At 47.5% G+C, this 20,426-nt stretch carries 23 protein-coding genes; 9 read left to right on the forward strand and 14 right to left on the reverse strand.

Annotated features, from left to right (window positions below; all coding sequences use genetic code 11):
* Positions 1-15 precede the first annotated feature (15 nt).
* Positions 16-1,155, reverse strand: a complete 1,140-nt coding sequence (locus OXH00_13400; protein MCY3742005.1) for a hypothetical protein — start codon at positions 1,153-1,155, stop codon at positions 16-18.
* A 182-nt stretch (positions 1,156-1,337) separates the two neighbouring features.
* On the opposite strand from OXH00_13400, the gene OXH00_13405 reads away from it, so the two are divergent.
* On the forward strand, positions 1,338-2,072 hold the full coding sequence (locus OXH00_13405) for a Stp1/IreP family PP2C-type Ser/Thr phosphatase (protein MCY3742006.1): 735 nt from the start codon (positions 1,338-1,340) through the stop codon (positions 2,070-2,072).
* Positions 2,073-2,124: 52 nt separating this feature from the next.
* Here OXH00_13405 and rsfS read toward each other — a convergent pair whose 3' ends face one another.
* From rsfS to OXH00_13450, 9 genes are all read right to left on the reverse strand, one after another.
* A complete protein-coding gene (gene rsfS, locus OXH00_13410) occupies positions 2,125-2,592 on the reverse strand; it encodes a ribosome silencing factor (protein MCY3742007.1) in 468 nt (155 codons plus the stop codon).
* 11 nt (positions 2,593-2,603) lie between these two features.
* Positions 2,604-3,227 carry a bis(5'-nucleosyl)-tetraphosphatase (symmetrical) YqeK gene (gene yqeK, locus OXH00_13415; protein ID MCY3742008.1) on the reverse strand — a complete coding sequence of 208 codons (624 nt, stop codon included), beginning with the start codon at positions 3,225-3,227 and terminating at the stop codon, positions 2,604-2,606.
* Positions 3,228-3,470, reverse strand: a complete 243-nt coding sequence (gene yacG / locus OXH00_13420) for a DNA gyrase inhibitor YacG (protein MCY3742009.1) — start codon at positions 3,468-3,470, stop codon at positions 3,228-3,230. It lies immediately after the preceding gene.
* 78 nt (positions 3,471-3,548) lie between these two features.
* Complete coding sequence (locus OXH00_13425; GenBank protein ID MCY3742010.1) at positions 3,549-3,947, reverse strand: hypothetical protein; 399 nt, start codon at positions 3,945-3,947, stop codon at positions 3,549-3,551.
* A 46-nt stretch (positions 3,948-3,993) separates the two neighbouring features.
* Complete coding sequence (nadD, locus tag OXH00_13430) at positions 3,994-4,593, reverse strand: nicotinate-nucleotide adenylyltransferase (GenBank protein ID MCY3742011.1); 600 nt, start codon at positions 4,591-4,593, stop codon at positions 3,994-3,996.
* 107 nt (positions 4,594-4,700) lie between these two features.
* Positions 4,701-5,468, reverse strand: a complete 768-nt coding sequence (locus OXH00_13435; protein ID MCY3742012.1) for an SIS domain-containing protein — start codon at positions 5,466-5,468, stop codon at positions 4,701-4,703.
* Between the two features lie 29 nt (positions 5,469-5,497).
* Positions 5,498-6,010 carry a hypothetical protein gene (locus OXH00_13440; protein ID MCY3742013.1) on the reverse strand — a complete coding sequence of 171 codons (513 nt, stop codon included), beginning with the start codon at positions 6,008-6,010 and terminating at the stop codon, positions 5,498-5,500.
* A gap of 3 nt (positions 6,011-6,013) precedes the next feature.
* Positions 6,014-7,015: a hypothetical protein gene (locus OXH00_13445; protein MCY3742014.1), complete on the reverse strand. Its 1,002-nt coding sequence runs from the start codon at positions 7,013-7,015 to the stop codon at positions 6,014-6,016.
* 34 nt (positions 7,016-7,049) lie between these two features.
* Positions 7,050-7,208 carry a hypothetical protein gene (locus OXH00_13450; protein MCY3742015.1) on the reverse strand — a complete coding sequence of 53 codons (159 nt, stop codon included), beginning with the start codon at positions 7,206-7,208 and terminating at the stop codon, positions 7,050-7,052.
* A 477-nt stretch (positions 7,209-7,685) separates the two neighbouring features.
* On the opposite strand from OXH00_13450, the gene OXH00_13455 reads away from it, so the two are divergent.
* From OXH00_13455 to OXH00_13475, 5 genes are all read left to right on the forward strand, one after another.
* Complete coding sequence (locus tag OXH00_13455; GenBank protein MCY3742016.1) at positions 7,686-8,636, forward strand: aldo/keto reductase; 951 nt, start codon at positions 7,686-7,688, stop codon at positions 8,634-8,636.
* 140 nt (positions 8,637-8,776) lie between these two features.
* Positions 8,777-9,712 (forward strand): hypothetical protein, encoded by a 936-nt coding sequence (locus OXH00_13460; GenBank protein MCY3742017.1) that lies wholly within the window; start codon positions 8,777-8,779, stop codon positions 9,710-9,712.
* Between the two features lie 126 nt (positions 9,713-9,838).
* Positions 9,839-11,953 carry an ABC transporter substrate-binding protein gene (locus tag OXH00_13465; protein MCY3742018.1) on the forward strand — a complete coding sequence of 705 codons (2,115 nt, stop codon included), beginning with the start codon at positions 9,839-9,841 and terminating at the stop codon, positions 11,951-11,953.
* Positions 11,954-12,033: 80 nt separating this feature from the next.
* The gene (locus tag OXH00_13470; GenBank protein ID MCY3742019.1) at positions 12,034-13,014 is read left to right on the forward strand and encodes an ABC transporter permease; all 981 of its coding nucleotides are present in this window, start codon (positions 12,034-12,036) and stop codon (positions 13,012-13,014) included.
* Between the two features lie 11 nt (positions 13,015-13,025).
* On the forward strand, positions 13,026-13,463 hold the full coding sequence (locus OXH00_13475) for a hypothetical protein (protein ID MCY3742020.1): 438 nt from the start codon (positions 13,026-13,028) through the stop codon (positions 13,461-13,463).
* A 47-nt stretch (positions 13,464-13,510) separates the two neighbouring features.
* On the opposite strand, the gene OXH00_13480 is transcribed toward OXH00_13475, so the two are convergent.
* The gene (locus tag OXH00_13480) at positions 13,511-13,816 is read right to left on the reverse strand and encodes a cupin domain-containing protein (GenBank protein MCY3742021.1); all 306 of its coding nucleotides are present in this window, start codon (positions 13,814-13,816) and stop codon (positions 13,511-13,513) included.
* Positions 13,817-14,114: 298 nt separating this feature from the next.
* Here OXH00_13480 and OXH00_13485 point away from each other — a divergent pair, with 298 nt between their 5' ends.
* Positions 14,115-14,762 (forward strand): aquaporin, encoded by a 648-nt coding sequence (locus tag OXH00_13485; GenBank protein MCY3742022.1) that lies wholly within the window; start codon positions 14,115-14,117, stop codon positions 14,760-14,762.
* Between the two features lie 77 nt (positions 14,763-14,839).
* Here OXH00_13485 and OXH00_13490 read toward each other — a convergent pair whose 3' ends face one another.
* The 3 genes from OXH00_13490 to OXH00_13500 form a co-directional block, all read right to left on the reverse strand.
* Positions 14,840-15,271 (reverse strand): Hsp20/alpha crystallin family protein, encoded by a 432-nt coding sequence (locus OXH00_13490; GenBank protein ID MCY3742023.1) that lies wholly within the window; start codon positions 15,269-15,271, stop codon positions 14,840-14,842.
* A 112-nt stretch (positions 15,272-15,383) separates the two neighbouring features.
* The gene (locus OXH00_13495; protein MCY3742024.1) at positions 15,384-15,836 is read right to left on the reverse strand and encodes an Hsp20/alpha crystallin family protein; all 453 of its coding nucleotides are present in this window, start codon (positions 15,834-15,836) and stop codon (positions 15,384-15,386) included.
* 343 nt (positions 15,837-16,179) lie between these two features.
* Positions 16,180-16,833 carry an AAA family ATPase gene (locus OXH00_13500; GenBank protein ID MCY3742025.1) on the reverse strand — a complete coding sequence of 218 codons (654 nt, stop codon included), beginning with the start codon at positions 16,831-16,833 and terminating at the stop codon, positions 16,180-16,182.
* Positions 16,834-17,564: 731 nt separating this feature from the next.
* Between OXH00_13500 and aroF the strand changes: the two genes are divergently transcribed.
* Together aroF and OXH00_13510 are read left to right on the forward strand one after the other, a co-directional pair.
* Complete coding sequence (aroF, locus tag OXH00_13505) at positions 17,565-18,581, forward strand: 3-deoxy-7-phosphoheptulonate synthase (protein ID MCY3742026.1); 1,017 nt, start codon at positions 17,565-17,567, stop codon at positions 18,579-18,581.
* Between the two features lie 149 nt (positions 18,582-18,730).
* A complete protein-coding gene (locus OXH00_13510; GenBank protein MCY3742027.1) occupies positions 18,731-20,284 on the forward strand; it encodes a 2-isopropylmalate synthase in 1,554 nt (517 codons plus the stop codon).
* The last annotated feature ends 142 nt before the right edge of the window (positions 20,285-20,426 follow it).

Here is a 20,426-nt window from a genome sequence, read left to right on the forward strand (position 1 = left end):
CAGAATCCTCTGGTCTTACTTCACTGACACCGGTAACTCGAGAAAATAAATTTGTCGGGAGCCTTCATGAACTGAATCGAAAGTAATTGCTTGTCCGTCTGGTGCCCAACGCGGGTGTAAATCACATCGGATGTCTCCAGTAAATTGCGCTTCATGATGGAACTCACCCAAGACAATCTTCCGATTTTCAGCGATATTGTAAACCATCAATTGTGCTAACCGTTCGGGACCTCGTGGATATGTATCGCACAACAGCCACTGCCAATCGGGTGAAAATGAGGCGTGTCCATCGTGAGGTAACACACCGCGTCCGATAGGTCTGAAGTCACGTGCCCCATCTGTAAATTCAACGAACCCCATCTCATCAACAATATCTGAAGAGACAAGAATCCGCGTCGGTGTCCGCCAATCGAAATGTGACACGCGATACCCGAACGGAATTTGCATTTCCAAATCAGAGCCATCAGGGTTCACCGTCCAGAGTGAGGTGTAGAACCCTGTTTCCGCACGCACTCGGCAAAAAAATAGGAGGCGCGTGCCATCTGTATTAAATAAAACATGATTGAACCAGGTCCGTTTCCCGACCATCCGTGCGTCACCACTTGCTCGTATAACATCGGCGATAGAGAGGACAAGTTTAGAACTTCCATCTCGGAGGTTAAGTTGATATAAACCGTCTGTCTCCGGTTGTGCCTCAATGTCACTTGGTTTGCTGTGGGTAGCGTAGCCGACGACGGCTCGACAGTGTGCCATCCGTCCATAGTTTAACCCAATCGCAAGCGGTGCGGTAGGCGACACGGCAGCAATCGCCCCTTTTATCGTACGCACATCACCCGTAGTTGGATTTAAGGCACGCGATACCAGCGCGTCATCCTCCCAGTCGTTAAACGTAAATTCTGCAGCAGCGGTAGCGTCTATCCAATGCATCATGCTACCCTGTTGGAGGTTAAAAGCGGTGGTCTTCGCGTGCGGAATAAATTGATGCGTGTTCCGATCAACCCATCCGACTGTTGCCACGTCTTCTGGCATAGGACGATGTGTATGAAAATCTGTCTCTAATGCAAGATGATACCGCGTTGTGCTATCCCAAGGATTAATGCCGTAGTACCCGAAAAAATGGTGCTTTGGCGGCATAGACAGGTTTTTTATATCCATGTTATTTCTTATTGGATGCGAATTTTGAAACCGAAATCCAACTTATATCGTTTTACCATTTAGTCTACATTTCCAAAAAGCTAAGTGGTCACTCTGAATGAATTCGGCACCTTCCTGAACATAGCGCGCAATAAGCCTTTTGTATTCTTAACCACAAGCGATCCGGACAAAAAAAAAAGAAAATGCAATTTGCAGTCAGAACGGATACAGGTAAACTTCGCGATAGGAACGAAGACTTATACTATTTTGATACGCAGCTTCAACTGTTTGCTATCGCCGATGGTATGAGTGGACACGAACGCGGCGACATCGCGAGTCGCATTGCTCTTGAAGTTATTCAGGAGTGGGCGGAAACCCAAGCATCTCCACAGAGCGACTTAGGTCCCATGAAACGACTCGGTGTTCTCAGCGAACTTGCGGAGGCAGCGAACGAGCGTATCTATACTTCCGCCGAGAGTCAAGGCAAAGGTCGCGGCATGGGCACAACCCTCATTGCGGGTTTTGTTACCTTTAGTTATCTCGCGTACGTGCACGTCGGCGATAGTAGACTCTATGTCCTACGCGATGAAACATTCACACAGATAACGACAGACGACTCCTTCGTTCAAAAAATGGTCGAAAAAGGTGAAATAACACCAGAAGAGGGGCGCGTCCATGAAAAACGGAACATCATTACACAAGCTATCGGTTTGAAGCCAGAGGTTAGCGTCAATGCAGATGCATATCCGCTTGTCCCCGGTGATATTGTCCTCGCCTGTACCGATGGTTTGCATGACCTAATTATCAACGATGACGAGATCGCCGACATTATCTTGTCTGCTTCTGGTATTGAAGAGGCATCTGAGAATCTCATCAGCAAGGCACTTGATTATGGCGGCACCGATAACGTTACGGTACTTCTTATAGATGTTGATTAATCCGCCATACCCCGCACCTCTTTTCAGGTGCGTGAGTTTCCCAAAAACGCAATTATAATTCCGACGTACTTTCCCCATGTTCTCCAAAGACCAGCACGCCGTCTGGATCTACTTCTGCTTCTGCTTCTGCTTCTGCTTCTTCCACATGTACAGGTATTGCTAACTCTGGCAGTTCAATCCGCCCGGCTTCAGCCCACAAACGTTCAAGGTTATAATAAGCACGTCTTTCGGACAGAAAGACATGGACAACAAAATCAACGTAGTCTAAGAGAATCCAATCCGCTTTACGCGCGCCTTCCTGATGCCAAGGTTTCTGTGACCAGTTGTTTTCAAGTTCTTCAAGAACGGCTTGCGAAATACCTTCTACTTGGATGTCGGAGACACCGCTGAAGATCGCGAAGAAGTCCGTGAAACCATCAAGTTCACGTAAATCAAGAATAACACCATCTTGTGCACGGCGGCTCATCGCTGCCGAAGCGGCGGCTTTTACCATATCTAATGTGTTTTTTCCGTTTTCCATTGCAAATTCCTTTAAGTGTTAACGCTCTCTAACGTGCTGTTGTAAGTATGAAGCGTATTTGGATGAATCATTACACCTTTATCAAGGAGGTGTTCAATTTTCGCGCGAGCGACATGATGAACGGCACGCCTCAAGTCTATGTACGCTAACTCCCGTACGAGATGAACAGCTTTATGTGTCCGTGTCGGCTCCGCGAAGTCTGCTACGTATAATACCTGTGATATAACCCCCATGGATGGGTTTCCGGTTGTATGGTTGCGAATGGCTTCGAGCACTTCAAGTTCTGTTACAGCGAATTTCTCAACCGCCAATTTCACGCCTATAAGTGGATGCAGGAGCGAAGGATTTACCTCTTCAATCGGGTCTAGGCGAATTTCATAGGCGTGTACTGCCGCATATAACGCTTGGGCGTTCATCCATTTCGCGCTGTCATGTAAAAGCGCAGCCAGGCTTGCCTGCCAAACATCCGCTTTATGAACACACGCGAGATCAACCGCCATCTCTTGTACGGCGAGGACATGCTGAAGCCGTTTCGCGCTCAATTTATCTGAAAGATACTGTTGAATTTCAATCGACTTCGGGTGTGCCCGGAGTTCTGAAAGTGTGGTGTCTATTTGATCGTATACGTAGTCCAATTACTCTCTCTCATCGTCAATGTGAATCCCTAATTCGGCTAATTCAGCAAGCAGTTCTCGTTCAGTCTCAGACAAAATCGTGTCCGGCAACGGGGTACGAATCGCGTATTCCTCATTAATCCATTTTGAGAGATCCGCGGCTTTGCACCGTGCACTACAGAATGGGAAATTTTTGGGTAAAGGGGTCCCGACTTCCCATACAAAGTCGTAAGCTGTTCCGCACATACTGCATGTGTGTTCCACGTTTTTAAGGTCCTTATATTCAAAAGAGTGCTTTTCACACAACGCGAAAGCATTGCACAACCTGTTAAGAATGTTTCCTCAGGAACTGACAATGTGGCGTTGCTTCAGGGTTTCTATTTCTGCTTTGAGCGTCTCAATTTCTTCCCGTTGTAGATTGTCTCGGATACTGCGCCTGTGTGCCAATATGCCCGACACAGTTGCGCCTATCGCAAGAATCGCCAAAGGTAAACCGATGCAGGCAATGATGATGTTATTTTGTCTGTCAAAATTCTTTTCAATCCTGTCAAAACTCTTTTCAACCCTGTCAAAACTCTTTTCAACCCTGTCAAAACCGTCAGTGACATTCTCTTTTAGATTCTTGAGGTCGGTTTTCATCACAAGGACATCTGCTTTGAGTGTGTCATCCCCTTCCGATTGCGCATATAAAGGCAACGTGATTGCACAAAGAAGTAGCAAGCAAAGTAGAATCGTTTTCATGATGTAGATCCTTATTTTCTGATGAATTTTAAACGGATATTTCCTGTTATTGATACAACCGATACCGCTGAATATAAGATTCGACTGTTTCTGGTACGAGATACCGGATTGAAAGCCCTTTCCAAATCCGTTCACGAATGGCGGTAGCAGATATATCCACACCCGTGATTGGAAAGGTCGTAACCCGCTTGCGAACCTCCAATGGCACCCGGTTTAGGTCGTAATTCGGGCGTGTCGTTGCAATCATAATACACCGTGCCAAAACCTTGTCAAAATCTCTCCAGACTTTATACTCAATGAGCGAATCTGCACCGATGATCCATGCGAGTTCGGTCGTCTCTCCGTAAAGTTTTTGTAGAGCCTTTAGCGTTTCAACGGTATATGACGGACCGGCGCGCTCCAGTTCTATCCGTGACACTTCAAAATGCGGATTCTCAACAATCGCTAAAAGTGCCATCTGATACCGGTGTTCGGGTTCAATAATATCGGTATCTGCGACCTTATGCGGGGGTCTCGCAGAAGGGATAAATAAGATCTTATCGTAGCCCAATCCGACCCGGACCTGTTCAGCACTCAGCAGATGCGCGTAGTGAATCGGGTTGAATGTTCCGCCCATCACAGCAATTCTTTGGGTTGTCTTCAGCATCAGAATGTCCAGCAGATATGAACTCAATAAGTCAATCTCACACTTCTCCATGCTCCTTAAAGTATACGGCTTTACACGAGAAAAGTCAATGGGAAAATCGGGACATGCTAACCGCCATGTACGCGAGCCTTGTAATCATCATAAGCCCGTTCAATCTGTTTTGCGGATTCTTCGGGACCGATGAAATGTGCACCGGTCAACACAACAGGCGGTTTCCCGCGTTCCGTCAGCAATTCAGCGACTCGACATTTAATCGCATTGACAATCGAGAGTGTGCCAATGCTGGACGTGGGTCCGACCGGATACGCCAGATTCGGGATGTCAACAACGGCATCGCCCGGCGGATTGCAGTTGTCGATCGTTAGGTCCGCGATTTCAAAAAGCCGTTTACCAGAGGCGTGCTTTGAGGTAGATGAACGACTGTGTGCGATGGAACTCACCGCTATGACAGGTAGATTCCGCGCCTTCGCTCCCATCGCTATTTCAATCGGAAGGATATTCGTGCCTGAATTGGAAAACACCATCATGGCGTCGTGAGGACCGAAGGTGAAGTTGCGTAAGATCACTTCCGCATATCCTGAGATGTTTTCCAAAAAGAGTGCCTGTCGCTGACCGTTGCAACCGACGACTTGGTTGTGATACGTAACGGCTAATTCCACGATTGGGAAAAAACCCGGGAAGCTTCCGTAACGCGGGAACATCTCCTCGACTGCCATGCGCGAATGTCCCGATCCGAATAGGTAGACGAGACCGTCTTCTGCTATTGTTTCAGCACACATATCGGAGGCTTGTGCAATCGCGTCGGTTTGCGTCGCTTCAATCTGTTTCAAAATGTCTTGTGCAGTGTGTAAATAACTGAGATGGGAAGTACTCATAATATTGTTGTTTGCTGAACCTCAATCGTTTAATTTTTGAATTTATTAAAGTGTAATGCGTGTGTCCATATTGCTAAAATGCCGGCATCTATTCTATCACAATTCTGACATATCCACAATGTTTTTCTGCAGGGCCTCAGGACGATTTGGTTTTCGGTTTTTTCGTCTACTTTTTTCAGTTGCTTGTGATGGGTTCTCTTATCATGGGCATCATAGCCATCAGAGAAATCACAGTTCAGAACGCAACAAGGGCAGGCGTGTGTCCATTTTGAGGATAAAGGTTTCCGTTGGCAGTGGCAAGAACGAGGGAGTGGGGCTTGCGCATTTGCCGATGCCGTCGCCGATGCTGTCACCTGCCAAGAACCCTCCGACTCACTACGGGACGCATCCTTCGTCGTATACGTGTTAAAAAGGTCTTCATCCGTACCAGCATACGTATAGGAATGATCCGGATTCGACTCAAACCACTTGTGTAACACCTCCGCCTCTGAAAACGATGCCAGTAGCAGTGTCAATAAAATAGAAACAAAACGGATTTTCATCTGCTATTTCCCTCCCTGTCTATACGGAATAATGCTGTAATCTATGCCGAGTGCCTCTAACTCTGCGTCTGAGGTCTCGTTGAGGTTGATTTCCACCAGTGGCGCATTCGGAGGCCCCGAATGCTGACTCGTCGAGGTGAAGGTCTGATCTCCATCGGTATATGTGAACTTATAGCGGTGGTTCGACCGCTCGTAGAATATCCGCCCATCAAGAAGCTCTACAGCGTTCCAACCGGGCTTATCGAAACCTAACTCCATACGCCACGCATTTTCGTACCTTCTGCTGTCAGTGTGCCTGAGCTCTGTAACTTCAGGATAATCAAGGGCATTTTGAATCAACCAATCGATTCTGTTCGCACCTTCACCGAGTTCAGGGGCTGCCGCAAATTCGGCAAAACTCCCCGGCGGAGCCCTCTCAGGGTCTAATGGCGGGATGTCGGCATTTGCCTGATAAAACAGTTCAGCTTCAATAAAACGGGGCCAGACTTCATGGATCGGACGCTTCGGGTTATACTTCCCTTCGACTTCGCGATAAATTTGTCTCATTTTCTGGTCAACCTCACTATACTCGCCACTTGCCCAAACGTAAACGCCGATCCATTTCTCTGGGCATTTGAGGTGTTCGGGAACGCCATCAGCAAAAAACGGGTTAGAGGAGGTCTGTCCGCTCGGGTAAGCATGCACATAGCCAACGGGGCGGTGATAGACACCATTTGACCAATAGCCACCGCCGACGGTTTGCGTTTGAACGCTCTGCTGGGGCGGTGTTGCCTCACCAGAGACCTCGTGTATCTCATTTTCATGGGGTGTCGAGTGCCATTCATCGCCGTGCCAGTGTCCGCTCTCGGCAGACTCACCCGGCGGGGGCGGTTTCTCTAACGGTTCGACAGGTGTGTAAATCTTTATAGGTTCTTTCGGGGGTCGGGTCTGGAGATAGTAGACACTGACACCGGTAATCAGCACAAGAAACACTGTCAGCGGGATCCAGTATTTTCGTAAAAACATGGTCTTACTCCTTTCGGTTGTTTCTAAGTCCGTGTTATCTCGTCCCCGCATTGGGACAGATGGATTCACACGGCGGGAGGATCGGTTTGGGTTGACAGATTTCGGGACTTTGACGACACGGCATCTGCGTCGCGTTTTTCGCGCCCACAGCATAACCAAGCATCGCCAAAAGAAAGAATAGAACGATGGACAACTATCTCCAGAGGTATTTGTATTTTCGCATCGGTGAAAACTCCTTAGAGAACCTTTTGCGTCTAACGAAGTCCTTAACTTTCCACTAAAAGGCGTGCATTGATACGTGTTACAGGTTGGTTTATAGCCCCTCTTACACTATATTATAGAAACGAAATCGGAAAAGTTAAGGGTAAAAGTCATATTTTTTCCGAATTTTACGAAAAATATGTGCTGTGATCGTCCAATGAGCGGTTCTGGCGAATTAACGAACGATTGCCATCTTTATACCGCTCTCATGTTTAATATGGGATGGAATTGCTCAAGTGTCAACTGTTTTATTTTTCGCCTTTTCGCATCTTGGCGAGTGCGGTTTTCTCTTTTTCTTGTGGATTTTAAAGTTAGAAGTCTGCTATAATTTTTATGTATTTTGCAGAGGATTCAATAAATTCCAAAGGGCATGACTCGTATGCCTCTCTAAAAAAGGACACTGTTTTTAATGAAACACATAAAGATTCCCGGAGTTAGCAAAGACATCTCACACCTGATTCTGGGCAGCATGATGTTCTCCCCTACCAGGTTTGACTATAGTACTGAAATGCTCGACGCATTTTTTGAAGCGGGTGGAAATGCCCTCGACACAGCACACGGTTATGGCGGTGGCGATAGCGAGATGCTCATCGGTCTCTGGATGCGGCAACGTGGGAACCGAGACGATGTTTTTCTTATTGATAAAGGTGGACACCCACAAGGTAGAGTGCCACGCCCGCGTCTCTCGCCTGAAGAACTCAAAGCTGATCTTGATGAAAGCATTACACGCCTCCGGACCGATTATATCGATCTTTACATGCTCCATCGGGATGATCCCGTAATTCCGGTGCGTACAATTATTGATTATCTGAACGAAGAGATCGGGGCTGGACGCATCCGAGCCATTGCTGCCTCTAACTGGCAACCGGAGCGTATTACTGAAGCTAACACCTATGCCGAGGAAAATGGACTTGCGGGTTTCGTCTCCTGTAGCAACAATATCAGTCTCGCTGTGCCGATGGAACCGATGTGGGGTGGGTGCGTCTGCGTTGATGATGCCGCACGCGCATGGCATCAGGAGAGCCAATTTCCGTTGATGCCGTGGTCTTCGCAAGCGCGAGGTTTCTTTAGCGGTGCTTTTACACCAGAGAATCGGGATAACGGAGATATGGTGCGCGTCTATTACAATGACGAAAACTTTGAAAGACTTACACGCGCAAAGAAATTAGGCGAAAAATACGGCTATTCCCCAATTCAAGTCTCCCTCGCATACTGCTTGAATATTTCTTTTCCAGTTTTCCCGATTGTTGGACCCGCGACTTTAGATGAAATGGACTCCTCACTCGGTGCAATGGGGCTTGAACTCTCTGATGCTGAAATGCAATGGCTCAACTTAGAAACGGATAGCGATCCCCTATGATGATTCGAATTTTTTGTCTCCTACTCTGCCTTCAATTCATCCTTTTCCCCTTCGGCTTTGCCCAAGAGAGTTGAGGTGCCTGAAGCAATCCCGCGATTCCACGTGGCGGGATCGGTGAAGTCAGTTTGGCTTCAGGAGAGATGAAGAGATTCCAGGGCTCCTTCAGTATGATGCGGTGGTTTGACGCACAGGGCGGACACCTCGAAACAAAAGGGATTTCCGCAGATGGAAAAGTGATAGAGGTCCCGCTGCACCGACACCATGTTAAATTGAACATTTTTCGCGTTGACATCGGGTTGAAATATCGCCTCAATTCCGAGTGGATGCTGGAAACAAATATACCGTACGAGACCAAAATTCAAGAGGCAATCATTGAAGAAATTGACCCTGTCACGGAGGCACAACGAAAAGCAATTGCGCACAATCAGGACAATCATCACCGCAATGAAACTTACACGGGACCTATGGACACGGACATCTTCTTAGGGTATCAGAGGCAAGGCGTGTTCGTGGATCACGATTTCCTTGTGGGGCGTATCGGAACGACGATTCCTCTTGGGAAAACTGAAGAGGATCCGTGGAAGTTAGGGGATGCAGGACTTAAGCATCTCCATATCCAGTTTGGGACTGGTACCTTTAATCCGATCGCTGATCTGCATTACGGTTTGCCCCTCTATAAAGGTTTGCGAGCGAACGTCAGTCTCCGCGGAAAGTTACCCTTCTATGAAAATAGCAAGGCTTATCGTGGTTCCAGAGAGGTTACTTACACAGGGGGTCTGGATTATAGTTTCAGCGATTGGCTTTCGTTCCAAGCTGGCTATCTCGGCTTTTATCAGTCCTTCGCCTATTGGGCAGGCGAACAGGACATCAATTCCGGGCTCCGGTTCAGTATGGCATGTTTCGGAGCATCCGTTATAACGCCTTATAATGTGCCGTTGTCTCTGACGGTGATGTTGCCCTTACATCAGGAGACGCTTTATGACGACACGGCTGCTTTGCTTGATGATAGATACGAGGAGCGCGACGCTTTTGAATTCGGTCCTCTGGTGTCCTTGACAGTTCTATATGCGTTTTAGAATATCGTTTTGCCTCGAAAAAAGGCGTATTCCTACAAGAAAATGATAAAATTATTGAAACCTCACAACACAGCACGAAGAATCAATTTTAGGGCATTGCTTTCGAGCAGATGTTTCATAGTCCTAATGGCACTCGCTTTTTTTCTGAGTTGTGGCGTGCCGAATAATCCATATCCGAAATCTGAACAGGACGCGGAAATCTATTACAGCACGTTTAGTGAAGAACCGAAGCACTTCGATCCGGCAGTGTCCTACAGCTCAGACGAATACAGGTTCATCCAGCAAATTTATGAACCGCCTTTACGGTATCATTACCTCAAAAGACCCTACGAATTGATCCCACTAACGGCAGCGGCGGTCCCACAACCCCAATATTATGATGCTGATGGCAAGCCGCTATCGTCAGATGCTCCCGCAGCGTCCGTCGCGCGCGCTGTGTATGAAATTCGTATCCGTCCCGGTATCATGTATCAGCCGCACGCCTGTTTTGCAAAAACTGAAAGGGACATATTGCGGTACCACGCCTTGAAAAAAGCAGACGTGAAGGGTTTTACCGAGATCAAAGATTTTCCGATGACAGGGACGCGTGAACTTATCGCAGCGGATTATGTCTACCAGATCAAACGGATGGCGGACCCGCGTCTCGCCTGCCCTATTCTTAGCACGTTGAAAGATTATATCCTTGGAATGGACACGTATTCCGCCGCGCTTGCTAACGGACAGGAAGAGGCACCCTTTCTGGGCGTGGAGATTGTGGATCGGCACACCTATCGAGTTATCCTAAAAGCGAAATATCCGCAGTTTGTCTATTGGTTGGCGATGCCTTTCTTTTCACCGATGCCTAAAGAGGCGATTGACTTTTACAGCCAACCCGTTATGAAGGAGCGGAACATCACGATTGATAGGTTTCCTGTCGGAACAGGTGCCTATCGGATAGAAACGCTCCTTGCACACAAGGAGATCGTTCTCGTCAAGAATGAGAATTTTCGGGTTGAGCGTTACCCATCGGGTGGGGAACCCGGTGATAGGGATGCTGGACTTCTTGACGATGCGTGGGAAACCGTCCCGTTTATACCGAAAGTCGTCTACAAATTAGAAAAAGAATATATTCCGCGCTGGAATAAGTTCTTGCAAGGGTATTACGATAGTTCAGGCATCTCCTCAGATACATTTGACAGCGCGATTATGTTCGATGATACGGGGGATCCGAAGGAAAGTGAGGCATTGAAGGCGAAACATATTGTCCTACGTACGAGCGTAGAACCGACGACTGTTTATCTCGCTTTTAATATGTTAGACGATATCGTCGGTGGGTACACCCCAGAGAAACAGAAACTTCGGCAGGCGATTTCGATCGCCTTGAATTACGAAGAGTATATTGAAATTTTTCTCAATGGACGTGGTGTTGTGTCACACAGTCCACTGCCCCCTGGTATTTTCGGCTACGAAGCGGGTGAGACCGGTATTAATCCATATATATACGACTGGGATGGAAGTGCCAACCGTCCGGTTCGCAAATCCATTGAAGCAGCACGCCAGCTTCTCGCAGAAGCTGGCTACCCGGGTGGACAGGATAGTAAGGGGAATCCGCTGATTGTCTCTTTTGACAACACGTGGAATTCGGCAGGTGCCACGTCTCGCTTAACGTGGATGCGGAATAAATTAGAGCAGCTCGGCATCACGATGGAGAGTCGCACCACCGATTACAACCGTTTTCGCGATAAAGTGAAAAAAGGAAACTTCCAAATCATCTTTTGGGGATGGCATGCGGACTATCCGGACGCAGAAAATTTCTTATTCCTGCTCTACGGTCCGAATAGTAAAGTCCTACGCGATGGCGAAAATGCTGCCAACTACGATAATCCAGAATACAACCGGCTCTTTGAAACGATGAAAAGCATGGAAAACTCGCCGGAACGATTGACCCGCATTCGCGAAATGAACCGTCTGTTACAACGAGACGCGCCTTGGGTCTTTGTTTATCACCCTGTTGTTTTCGGCCTGTCGCATCAGTGGTTGAAGAACAGTAAACCGAGTGCCTTGGGCGGTGGAAACTTCAAGTATCTCCGCATTGATGCCAGTCAGCGGACAGAGAGCCGTCAAGCGTGGAATCAGCCTGTTGTTTGGCCCCTGTGGGTATGCCTCGGATTGCTGATTTTAGGCACGATTCCAGCGGCCATCACAATTTGGAAACGAGAAAGACAAACAAAACAGGCCCATACTACTGACGAAGGCACATAAAAGTAAAAATATCAGTTATGTTTGCTTGCCCGAACTGAAGTCGGCACGGTTTTGTAAAAAATCTATTGCTCTGGTGAAGAATGCTCACTTATATTATACGGCGAACTCTTTATGCGATCCCGATCTTAATAGGCGTAAACCTCATCGTCTTTTTCCTCTTTTTTGTCGTCAATTCACCCGACCAGATGGCACGGAAGATTCTCGGTGAAAAGAATATTACGCAGGAAGATGTTGAGAATTGGAAGAAACAGAACGGTTATCACTTGCCCCTCTTCTTCAATACTGAGGCATCCGGGGGCGGACACTTTACTGAGACGATCTTCTTTCAGAAATCAGCGAAACTTTTCCTCTTTGATTTCGGGAAATCTGATACGAACAACATTGATATAACATCACAGATCTCGCAGCGCATGTGGGCAAGTCTTGCTATTGCTTTACCGACGTTTCTGATCGGACTTCTCGTGAATATCACTGTGTCTATGATTGTGGCTTATTACCGGGCGACCTACGTCGATTTCTGGGGCACAATCCTTGCGGTGATGGTTATGTCTATTTCTCAACTTTTTTATATTATTGGTGGTCAGTGGTTGTTTGGCAAAATGTTGCGCCTCTCTCCGATTTCTGGTTATGATTCGGGTGTAGACATGCTGAAGTTTGTGATCCTCCCTGTGGTTATCGGTATCATTAGCGGTATCGGTGGTGGCATCCGCTTCTATCGTACGATATTCCTTGAGGAGGTAAATCGGGATTATGTCCGGACAGCACGGGCAAAAGGTGTGAGTGAAGCCGGTGTTCTCTTTAAACACGCACTGAAAAATGCGATGATTCCGATCTTAACGAATGTCGTGTTGGCAATTCCACTGTTGTTTATGGGAAGTTTGGTGATGGAGGCGTTTTTCGCGATTCCGGGGTTGGGAAGTTTTACGATCGAGGCGATTCAAGCACAAGATTTCGCTATTGTGCGAAGTATGGTCTATCTTGCCTCTGTACTGTATATTGTCGGTCTGTTGCTAACCGACATCAGTTATACGTTGGTTGATCCGCGCATCCGATTCGGATAAGAAAGTGGTAAATGATTTCACAAAATAGAAGTTATCAAGTTATGCAAGGCGTGATGAGCCTCCTATTGGGTTGCATCAGTATCGTCTTACTGGTAACCCTCCGGGGTTCAGGGTATCCGAGTGTGATTCTCTCAGCATTTCTGGTTGTGGGCATCACGCTAATCTTATCAGGTGATTATCTCCTCAATCCTTTCAAACTACCGGTCACCCCGTTAAAACAGGAACTCGCAAGCGACATCGGTTTGATCGCTTACGGTGTACTGTATTTCAGCATCGCTATGTCAGAACTACTGCAACCGCGTTGGTTCACTGTCGGGTTGCCAATCTTTTTACAACCAATTTGGGTGCGGCGCGGGTTAGCAGGTGTCGGAATCGTCCTGATCGCTGCGGGCATTTACGGTATCTGTCACTTATACACGGCGCAATTATCCGACAACTCACCAGAATAGCATAACGCTAAAAGAGTTTCATAGACAACCGCGTCTTTCAAGACCTATCACTTCGCGATAATCACGGCATAGCGGAGCGGTGTCTCCCCGACGTTGCGGATCCCGTGTAAAACTTGGCAATCGACATGGACGGCTTCGTTGTTGCTGACGCCGTGTGTCTCTTCACCAAATAAGACTTCACCTTCCCCAGAAAATACGTAGAAAATTTCTTGTCCGTCGTGTGTATGGGGTGGATGCGCGCGTTGCCCGGGTCCGACTTCGGAGATGTGGAGATGGAGTTGTTCCCTGTCTGCCCCCGCTTCAAAGATAAAACGGTCAATGCCTTTGACATCAGCTCTGATTTCTTTTTCCATGAAGATTTCTCCTTTTGATATTGCTTACGAAACAGTATTTGATGTAAAAATTTGGAAGTTATAGTAAAATCGGAAAATATGTTTACACTTTTCCCCTTCGTAGGGGCTGGGTCACCCAGCCCCTACGAGTTACCGTGTGTGCAAATAATTATGAAATTTACTATAATGTAGCATGTTCACCAAGAATTGTCAATTTGCAAATCAAATTACCAAAGGTGTGTCAATATTTTGTCAAAAGTTGGGATTAAAATAGTGATTAGGAATGGTTATCTGATAGTTCACATTCGAGGAAAGTTTTATGAATACGAAGAGTTTAGTCGCTGAATTTGTGGGTACGTTTGCCCTGATTTTTATCGGTGCTGGCGCGCTGGCGATCACTCAAGCTAACTTATTAGGTGTTGCACTCGCTCACGGTTTAGTCATTGTAGTGTTTATCTATGCTTATGGGCACCTCTCCGGCACGCATATCAATCCGGCTGTGACGCTTGGCTTACTGATAGCAGGCGAGATTGAATTCGTGGCAGCGATCGGATACTGGGTCGTGCAATTTCTTGGCGGAATTCTCGGAGCAGTTCTGCTTAATGCCGTGCTACCGAATCCCGGCGATCTGGGTGTGACAATTTTGGCTGAAGGTGTTACGCCGCTGCAAGGACTTGTTATCGAAATTGTACTCACCTTCTTCCTCGTCAACACAATTTTCAACACCGCTGTGAGTGGGAAAGCAGGCAATTTCGCGGGGTTCGCAATTGGACTGGCACTAATTTTCTGTATCCTTATGGGGGGACCGTTGACGCGGGCTTCTCTCAATCCGGCACGGACTTTGGGACCTGCTATCGTCAGTGGAAATTATGCCGACATTTGGCTCTACTTCGTGGGACCGTGCGTCGGTGCAATCCTCGCTGCGCTCCTCTATATCGGTGTATTGAAAGACAAAGGCGAAGCGTAGCACACTTAATCATAGGAAAAACGAAAAGGCCGGCACATTGACGCGCCAGCCTTTTTGTTGGTTTTAAGGGGTGTGTCTTAAGATGTCGTTGTAATCGGAACTTCGGTCGGTTTCGCTGCTTCCGGTTTCGGAATAGAGAGCGTCAACACACCGTCACTGTATTCGGCTTTGATATCGTCTGTCGCCACTTCCGATGGAAGCGTAAATTTGCGTTGGAAACTTCCATAGCGGCGTTCAACGCGGCGATAGTTTTGCGTGTCATCTGCATTTTCCTGCCGCTTTTCGCCGCTGAGCGTCAAGAGATTATCTTTGACAGAGACGTGGAGATCATCTTTTGCGACACCTGGCAATTCGGCGCGGACTTCAAATGTGTCGTCTGTTTCCGAAATATCAACCGAGGGTGCCCAGTGATATGTACCTGCGTCGGTTCTTACGCGCGGAGGTGCAAAAAACGGGCTGTAAAATCTGAATGGGTTTCTTGCCGGGCTGTGTAAAGTCAAATAAGTCATTTTTTTCTCCTTTAGTAGTGTGAAGGCGTTATGCCTCGTATATTTTTGTTTATGTGCTATTGGACATGCCCCGTGTGCTATCTAACAGACGAGGCACGCCCGAGTCGTTAGGTTAGGAATTTACTGTAATCGGAACTTCAGTCGGTTTCGCGGCTTCCGCCTTCGGAATTCCGAGTGTCAAGATGCCGTCCTTGAATTCCGCTTTGATAGCATCGGTTTCGATGTGTCTTGGCAACGTGAAATTTCTCTGGAAGCTGCCGTACCGGCGTTCAACACGGTGGTAGTTTTTGCCGTCTGTCTCTGCTTCTTGATGTTTTTCGCCTTTGATCGTGAGCAGATTGTCGGTTACAGAGACGTTGACATCGTTTTCGGATACGCCGGGAAGTTCAGCGCGGATCTCAAATCCATTTTCCGTTTCAGAAATATCTACGGTAGGCATCCAAGCGGTGCTGTCCGTATCCGTTCCATCTTCGTGAGAGGCGAAGAGGTCGCTAAAAACCCGCTCCATCTGGTTGTGGAGGTTAAATAGGTTTCGCATCGGTCTGCGTGTTGTTAAGTAAGTCATTTTTTTTCTCCTTCTGAATTTTGTTTGTGTAAATGTTAGGTGCAAGTTCTATGCCAATCTTTTCAGGGGCAATCCGACGGTGTTACCGTTCTGTTTGTATATGAAGCAAATTCCGTGCCAAAGCAGCTTTTCAGCTGCTGGCTGTCCACAGCGAGTGGAGTTTCCTAATCGCTGTGGCGGTAGGTCTTGTGCTTACCACGTGGAAACCCCATCTATATAACACGATTCATAGAAGAAGTAGGGAGGCAGTGTAGATTTGCCAAATTGACATCACCCTTGCCACTGTGGCACTGAGGGTATGTCAAAATGACTATGAAGGGGAAAGTACGTTTTCGACGCGCGTTTATGAAGAAGTTTTGTTTTCCTGAATTCGGGCGCGGATTCCGGCAACGAGTGTGTGCAACGCAATCGGATTTTCGTTTTGGAATGGAATAACGAGGTCTGCGTACTGTTTGCAAGGTTCGGTGTAGACAGGAAAATTTGGGAGGACATCGCGCCGGTACCAGTTGATCGCCCACTCCAGATCGCCACCGCGCTGTGCAACATCACGGAGCATCCGGCGCAAGACGCGCTCGTGTGCATCTACATCAAGGAATAGTTTGATGTCCATCAAATCACGCAAATCTTCACTCCAGAAGATAAGATGTCCTTCTACAATGACAACATCGCTCGGGTGAACACTCGTCTGTTCGTCCCCGCGTTGGGCACCGCGGGTGCCCGGGGTCGGGACATCAATAGCGTCTCTGGCACGCAGTTTCTTGATGTCTGTAATGAGGGCATCCCATAGGACGGCATCCGGATGATTCGCGGTAATTACGCGTTCTCGCTCTGCCTCGGAGTATTCCGACCAGTCCCGGAAATAGGAATCTTGGTTTAGCACAATAGGCGAGTATTCCGCGAGGGCTTCCGCCAAAGCTTTGGCAAATGTCGTTTTCCCAGAAGCGGAACCGCCCATAATTCCAACAGTGATAGGTGTGAAAGCCTCTTCTTTTTGCATAATTTCTCCGTCTACATTATATTGTGTATTGTGGGAATTCAGTTTTGTATGTTAGCATACTTCGGCTTGTCTGTCAAAACTATTTTGGATGCTTTCTTGTAAGAGCAACCTCCACGGTAACAACACTCGCTGATGGCTGCCAACTGACTGCCGATAGATTCTACAAAAAAGAAATTTGACTTGCAAAAAAAAATGTGTTATTATATAATTAAAGTTAGTGATAGCGGACACTACCGTTTTGTTATGGGGTTTCCCTATTACAAAAACTAAACGTTTTTTTCTAAATAACGTCTTATTAATAAATAGCAGAGGCTGTTTTGAGACGTAGTGGATATGTTTTTCGTTGTCCAGATTCGAGGCACTTGATAATGCGAACGCTTGAACACAACACCATTGAAACACAAATAACCGGTGTAGGGATCGTTCGGAAGGACGTTCTTGATGCTTGGGCCTTTTTTGCGCCGCTTGCAAGCAAAAACTTGCTATTGAAAAGACTTATGCGGCTTGCAAGCAGCAGTTTGCTGTTAAAAGGCGTATTTGTGTTTTATCTGTACTTATATTTGTACGGCAACGATAGGTGGTGAAGGTTCGTAGGTAATGCCCCAATTGTATGACTAACCGATTCCAGTATCACCACCCAGCGTTGAAGATAAATTCGATGTTGGGTAATTTTTTTTAACCGTATTTGATTTGGGACAGATAGCGTAATTTGTTGGAGGTAGTTGAAAAGAATGGTAATCGTTACTAAGACCGATGCGACACAATCAGATATCGATGCTGTTGTTAAACGGATCGAAAGTGTCGGGTTGAAAGCGCAAATCTCAACTGGCGAACGGCACACGGTCATCGGTGTTATAGGAGATAAAACATTGCTTGGTGATATTCCGATAGAATCCATGTCCGGTGTTGAACGGACGATGCCGATTACAGCACCGTTCAAGTTGGCGAGCCGCGAATTTCGGGATGAACCCACAGTGATTGCAGTCAACGGCACAAAGATTGGCAGCAAGCAGGTCCCTGTTATCGCCGGTCCGTGTGCAGTAGAGAGTACAGAACAGATCGTGACCATCGCTCGGCTCGTTGAAAAAGCAGGTGCGAGTTTCATCAGGGGCGGTGCCTTTAAACCGAGAACGGGACCTTATAGTTTCCAAGGCTACGGTGAAAGCGCGCTCAAGATGCTACAAGAAGCAAAAGACGAAACTGGACTCGGTATTGTCACCGAAGTCATGACACCACACGAAGTCGAACTCGTCGGCGAATACACAGACATGTTCCAGCTCGGGACCCGGAACATGACCAATTTTTATCTCTTGCGCGAAGTCGGACAGGCGCAGAAACCGGTGATCCTCAAGCGTGGGATGTCCTCAACAATCGAAGAGTGGCTGCTCGCTGCTGAATATATTCTCGCAGAAGGCAACCCGGATGTTATTCTATGTGAGCGCGGCATTCGTACATTTGAACCCCATACGCGTAACACGCTTGATCTGAATGCGGTTCCTGTTATTCACGAATTAAGCCATCTGCCAATTGTCGTTGATCCAAGCCACGGCACCGGTATTCGGAGTTTGGTGTGTGATATGACGAAGGCATCTGTGGCTGCAGGTGCCGATGGACTGTTACTTGAAGTACATCATGACCCTGATCATTCAATGACAGGAGATGGCGCACAATCGTTGTTCCCAGATCAATTTGAGACACTCATGCGAGAGCTGAAACCGATTGCTATCGCTGTCGGACGTGAAATGTAAAGAATAGTCGTCAGTTTTCAGTACTCAGTTTTCAGGTGATCACTTGTGGCAGTCCAGTTGACTGTAGCTGCCACACAAACCCTCTTAACTGTTCTCACTGCGAAGCATGACAACTGATAACTGACGACTCTAAACTGGAGGAAAGAGCCTTGGACGATTTTGAAACCAACCAGCAGAAAGTCTATATTTTTGATACAACGCTCCGTGATGCCGAGCAGACTCCCGGTGCTGCTCTTGGTATCCAGGAAAAACTCGAAATTGCCAAGCATCTCGCCAAATTAAATGTTGATGTCATTGAAGCTGGATTCCCAATTTCGTCACCGGGTGACTTTGAAGCTGTCAAACGGATAGCCAACGAGGTTGAAGGACCGGAAATTTGCGCCCTCTCTCGCGTTGTAGAGAAAGACATTACGGCTGCATGGAAAGCGATTGAGGACGCGCCGCGCGCCCGTATCCATACCTTTGTCGGTACATCGCCGATTCACATGGGACGCATCACACGGACAACCCCCGAAGATACACTCCGGATGGCAACGGATGCTGTTGCCTATGCTAAGCGTCTCTGTGAAGGACACTCGGATGCGAATGTAGAATTTTCACCGATGGACGCAGGGCGGACAGAGTTAGCGTTTCTTTATGAAGTCGTTGAAGCGACTATCGCTGCAGGTGCAACGGTCGTCAATATCCCAGAAACCGTCGGGTGGACAGTCCCAACGGAATTTGGCGACCTGATTAAAGGCATCATGGAAAATGTCCCGAACGTTGACGATGCCATTATTAGTGTTCATTGTCATAACGATCTCGGATTGGCAGTAGCCAACAGTCTTATCGCGATTGAGCAAGGCGCGCGTCAGGTAGAATGCACAATCAACGGGCTCGGAGAACGCGCCGGGAACACCTCACTTGAAGAGGTCGTTATGGCAATCCGAACGCGGCGAGACTATTTCAAAGAATATTATACCGAGATTAACGCCAAAGAGATTGTCCCGATTAGTCGGCGTGTGAGCCGAACGATGGGTATTTCCGTGCAACCGAACAAAGCGATTGTCGGCGCGAACGCCTTCGCACACAGTTCGGGTATCCATCAGGACGGGATCATCAAATCACGCGTAACGTTTGAGATCATTGACCCGAAAGAGATCGGTTGGAAAGAGAGTCAACTCATCCTCAGCCCGCGTTCCGGACGCAACGCACTCAGACACCGACTCAGCGAACTCGGCTATGAAGTGGATGCTGAACAGTTAGACAAAGTCTATGAAAGATTCCTGAGGGTCGCTGATAAGAAGAAAGCGGTGCAGGATGCCGACCTTGAAGCGATCATGAGCGATGAGATTCGCGCAATCCCTGCTGTCTTTGAACTTGATTATATTCAAGTCGTCAGTGGAACGAAAATTTCGCCGACAACGACAGTCGGGATTCGGACGGAAGACGGTGTGGTTGAAAAAGCCTCAACTGGAGACGGCCCCGTTGATGCGGCGTTTAAGGCGATTGGTCAGGTTGTTGACATCCAACTGAACCTCATCGACTACCAGATCCGTTCCGTAACCGAAGGCGAAGACGCTATCGGTGAAGTCTCGTTGAAGGTACAAGACAACGGACACATCATCACAGGACACGGTGCCAGCACAGACATCATTGAGGCAAGTGCCCGGGCATATATTCACGCTGTTAATAAGTTAATCCAGATCCGCTCTGAAGGATAAGAAGTTAGGATTTACACAAATGCCTTTGCTGGCGAGGTTTATAACCTCGCCAGCGGCGCGTTATGAAGAGATTGCTTGAAAATGGGATAAATTTTTTCAACGACAATCTATCTTGACACGAGTTGTGTGAGGGGAAAATTCA

This window comes from Candidatus Poribacteria bacterium (assembly GCA_026706025.1).
GTDB lineage: Bacteria > Poribacteria > WGA-4E > WGA-4E > WGA-3G > WGA-3G.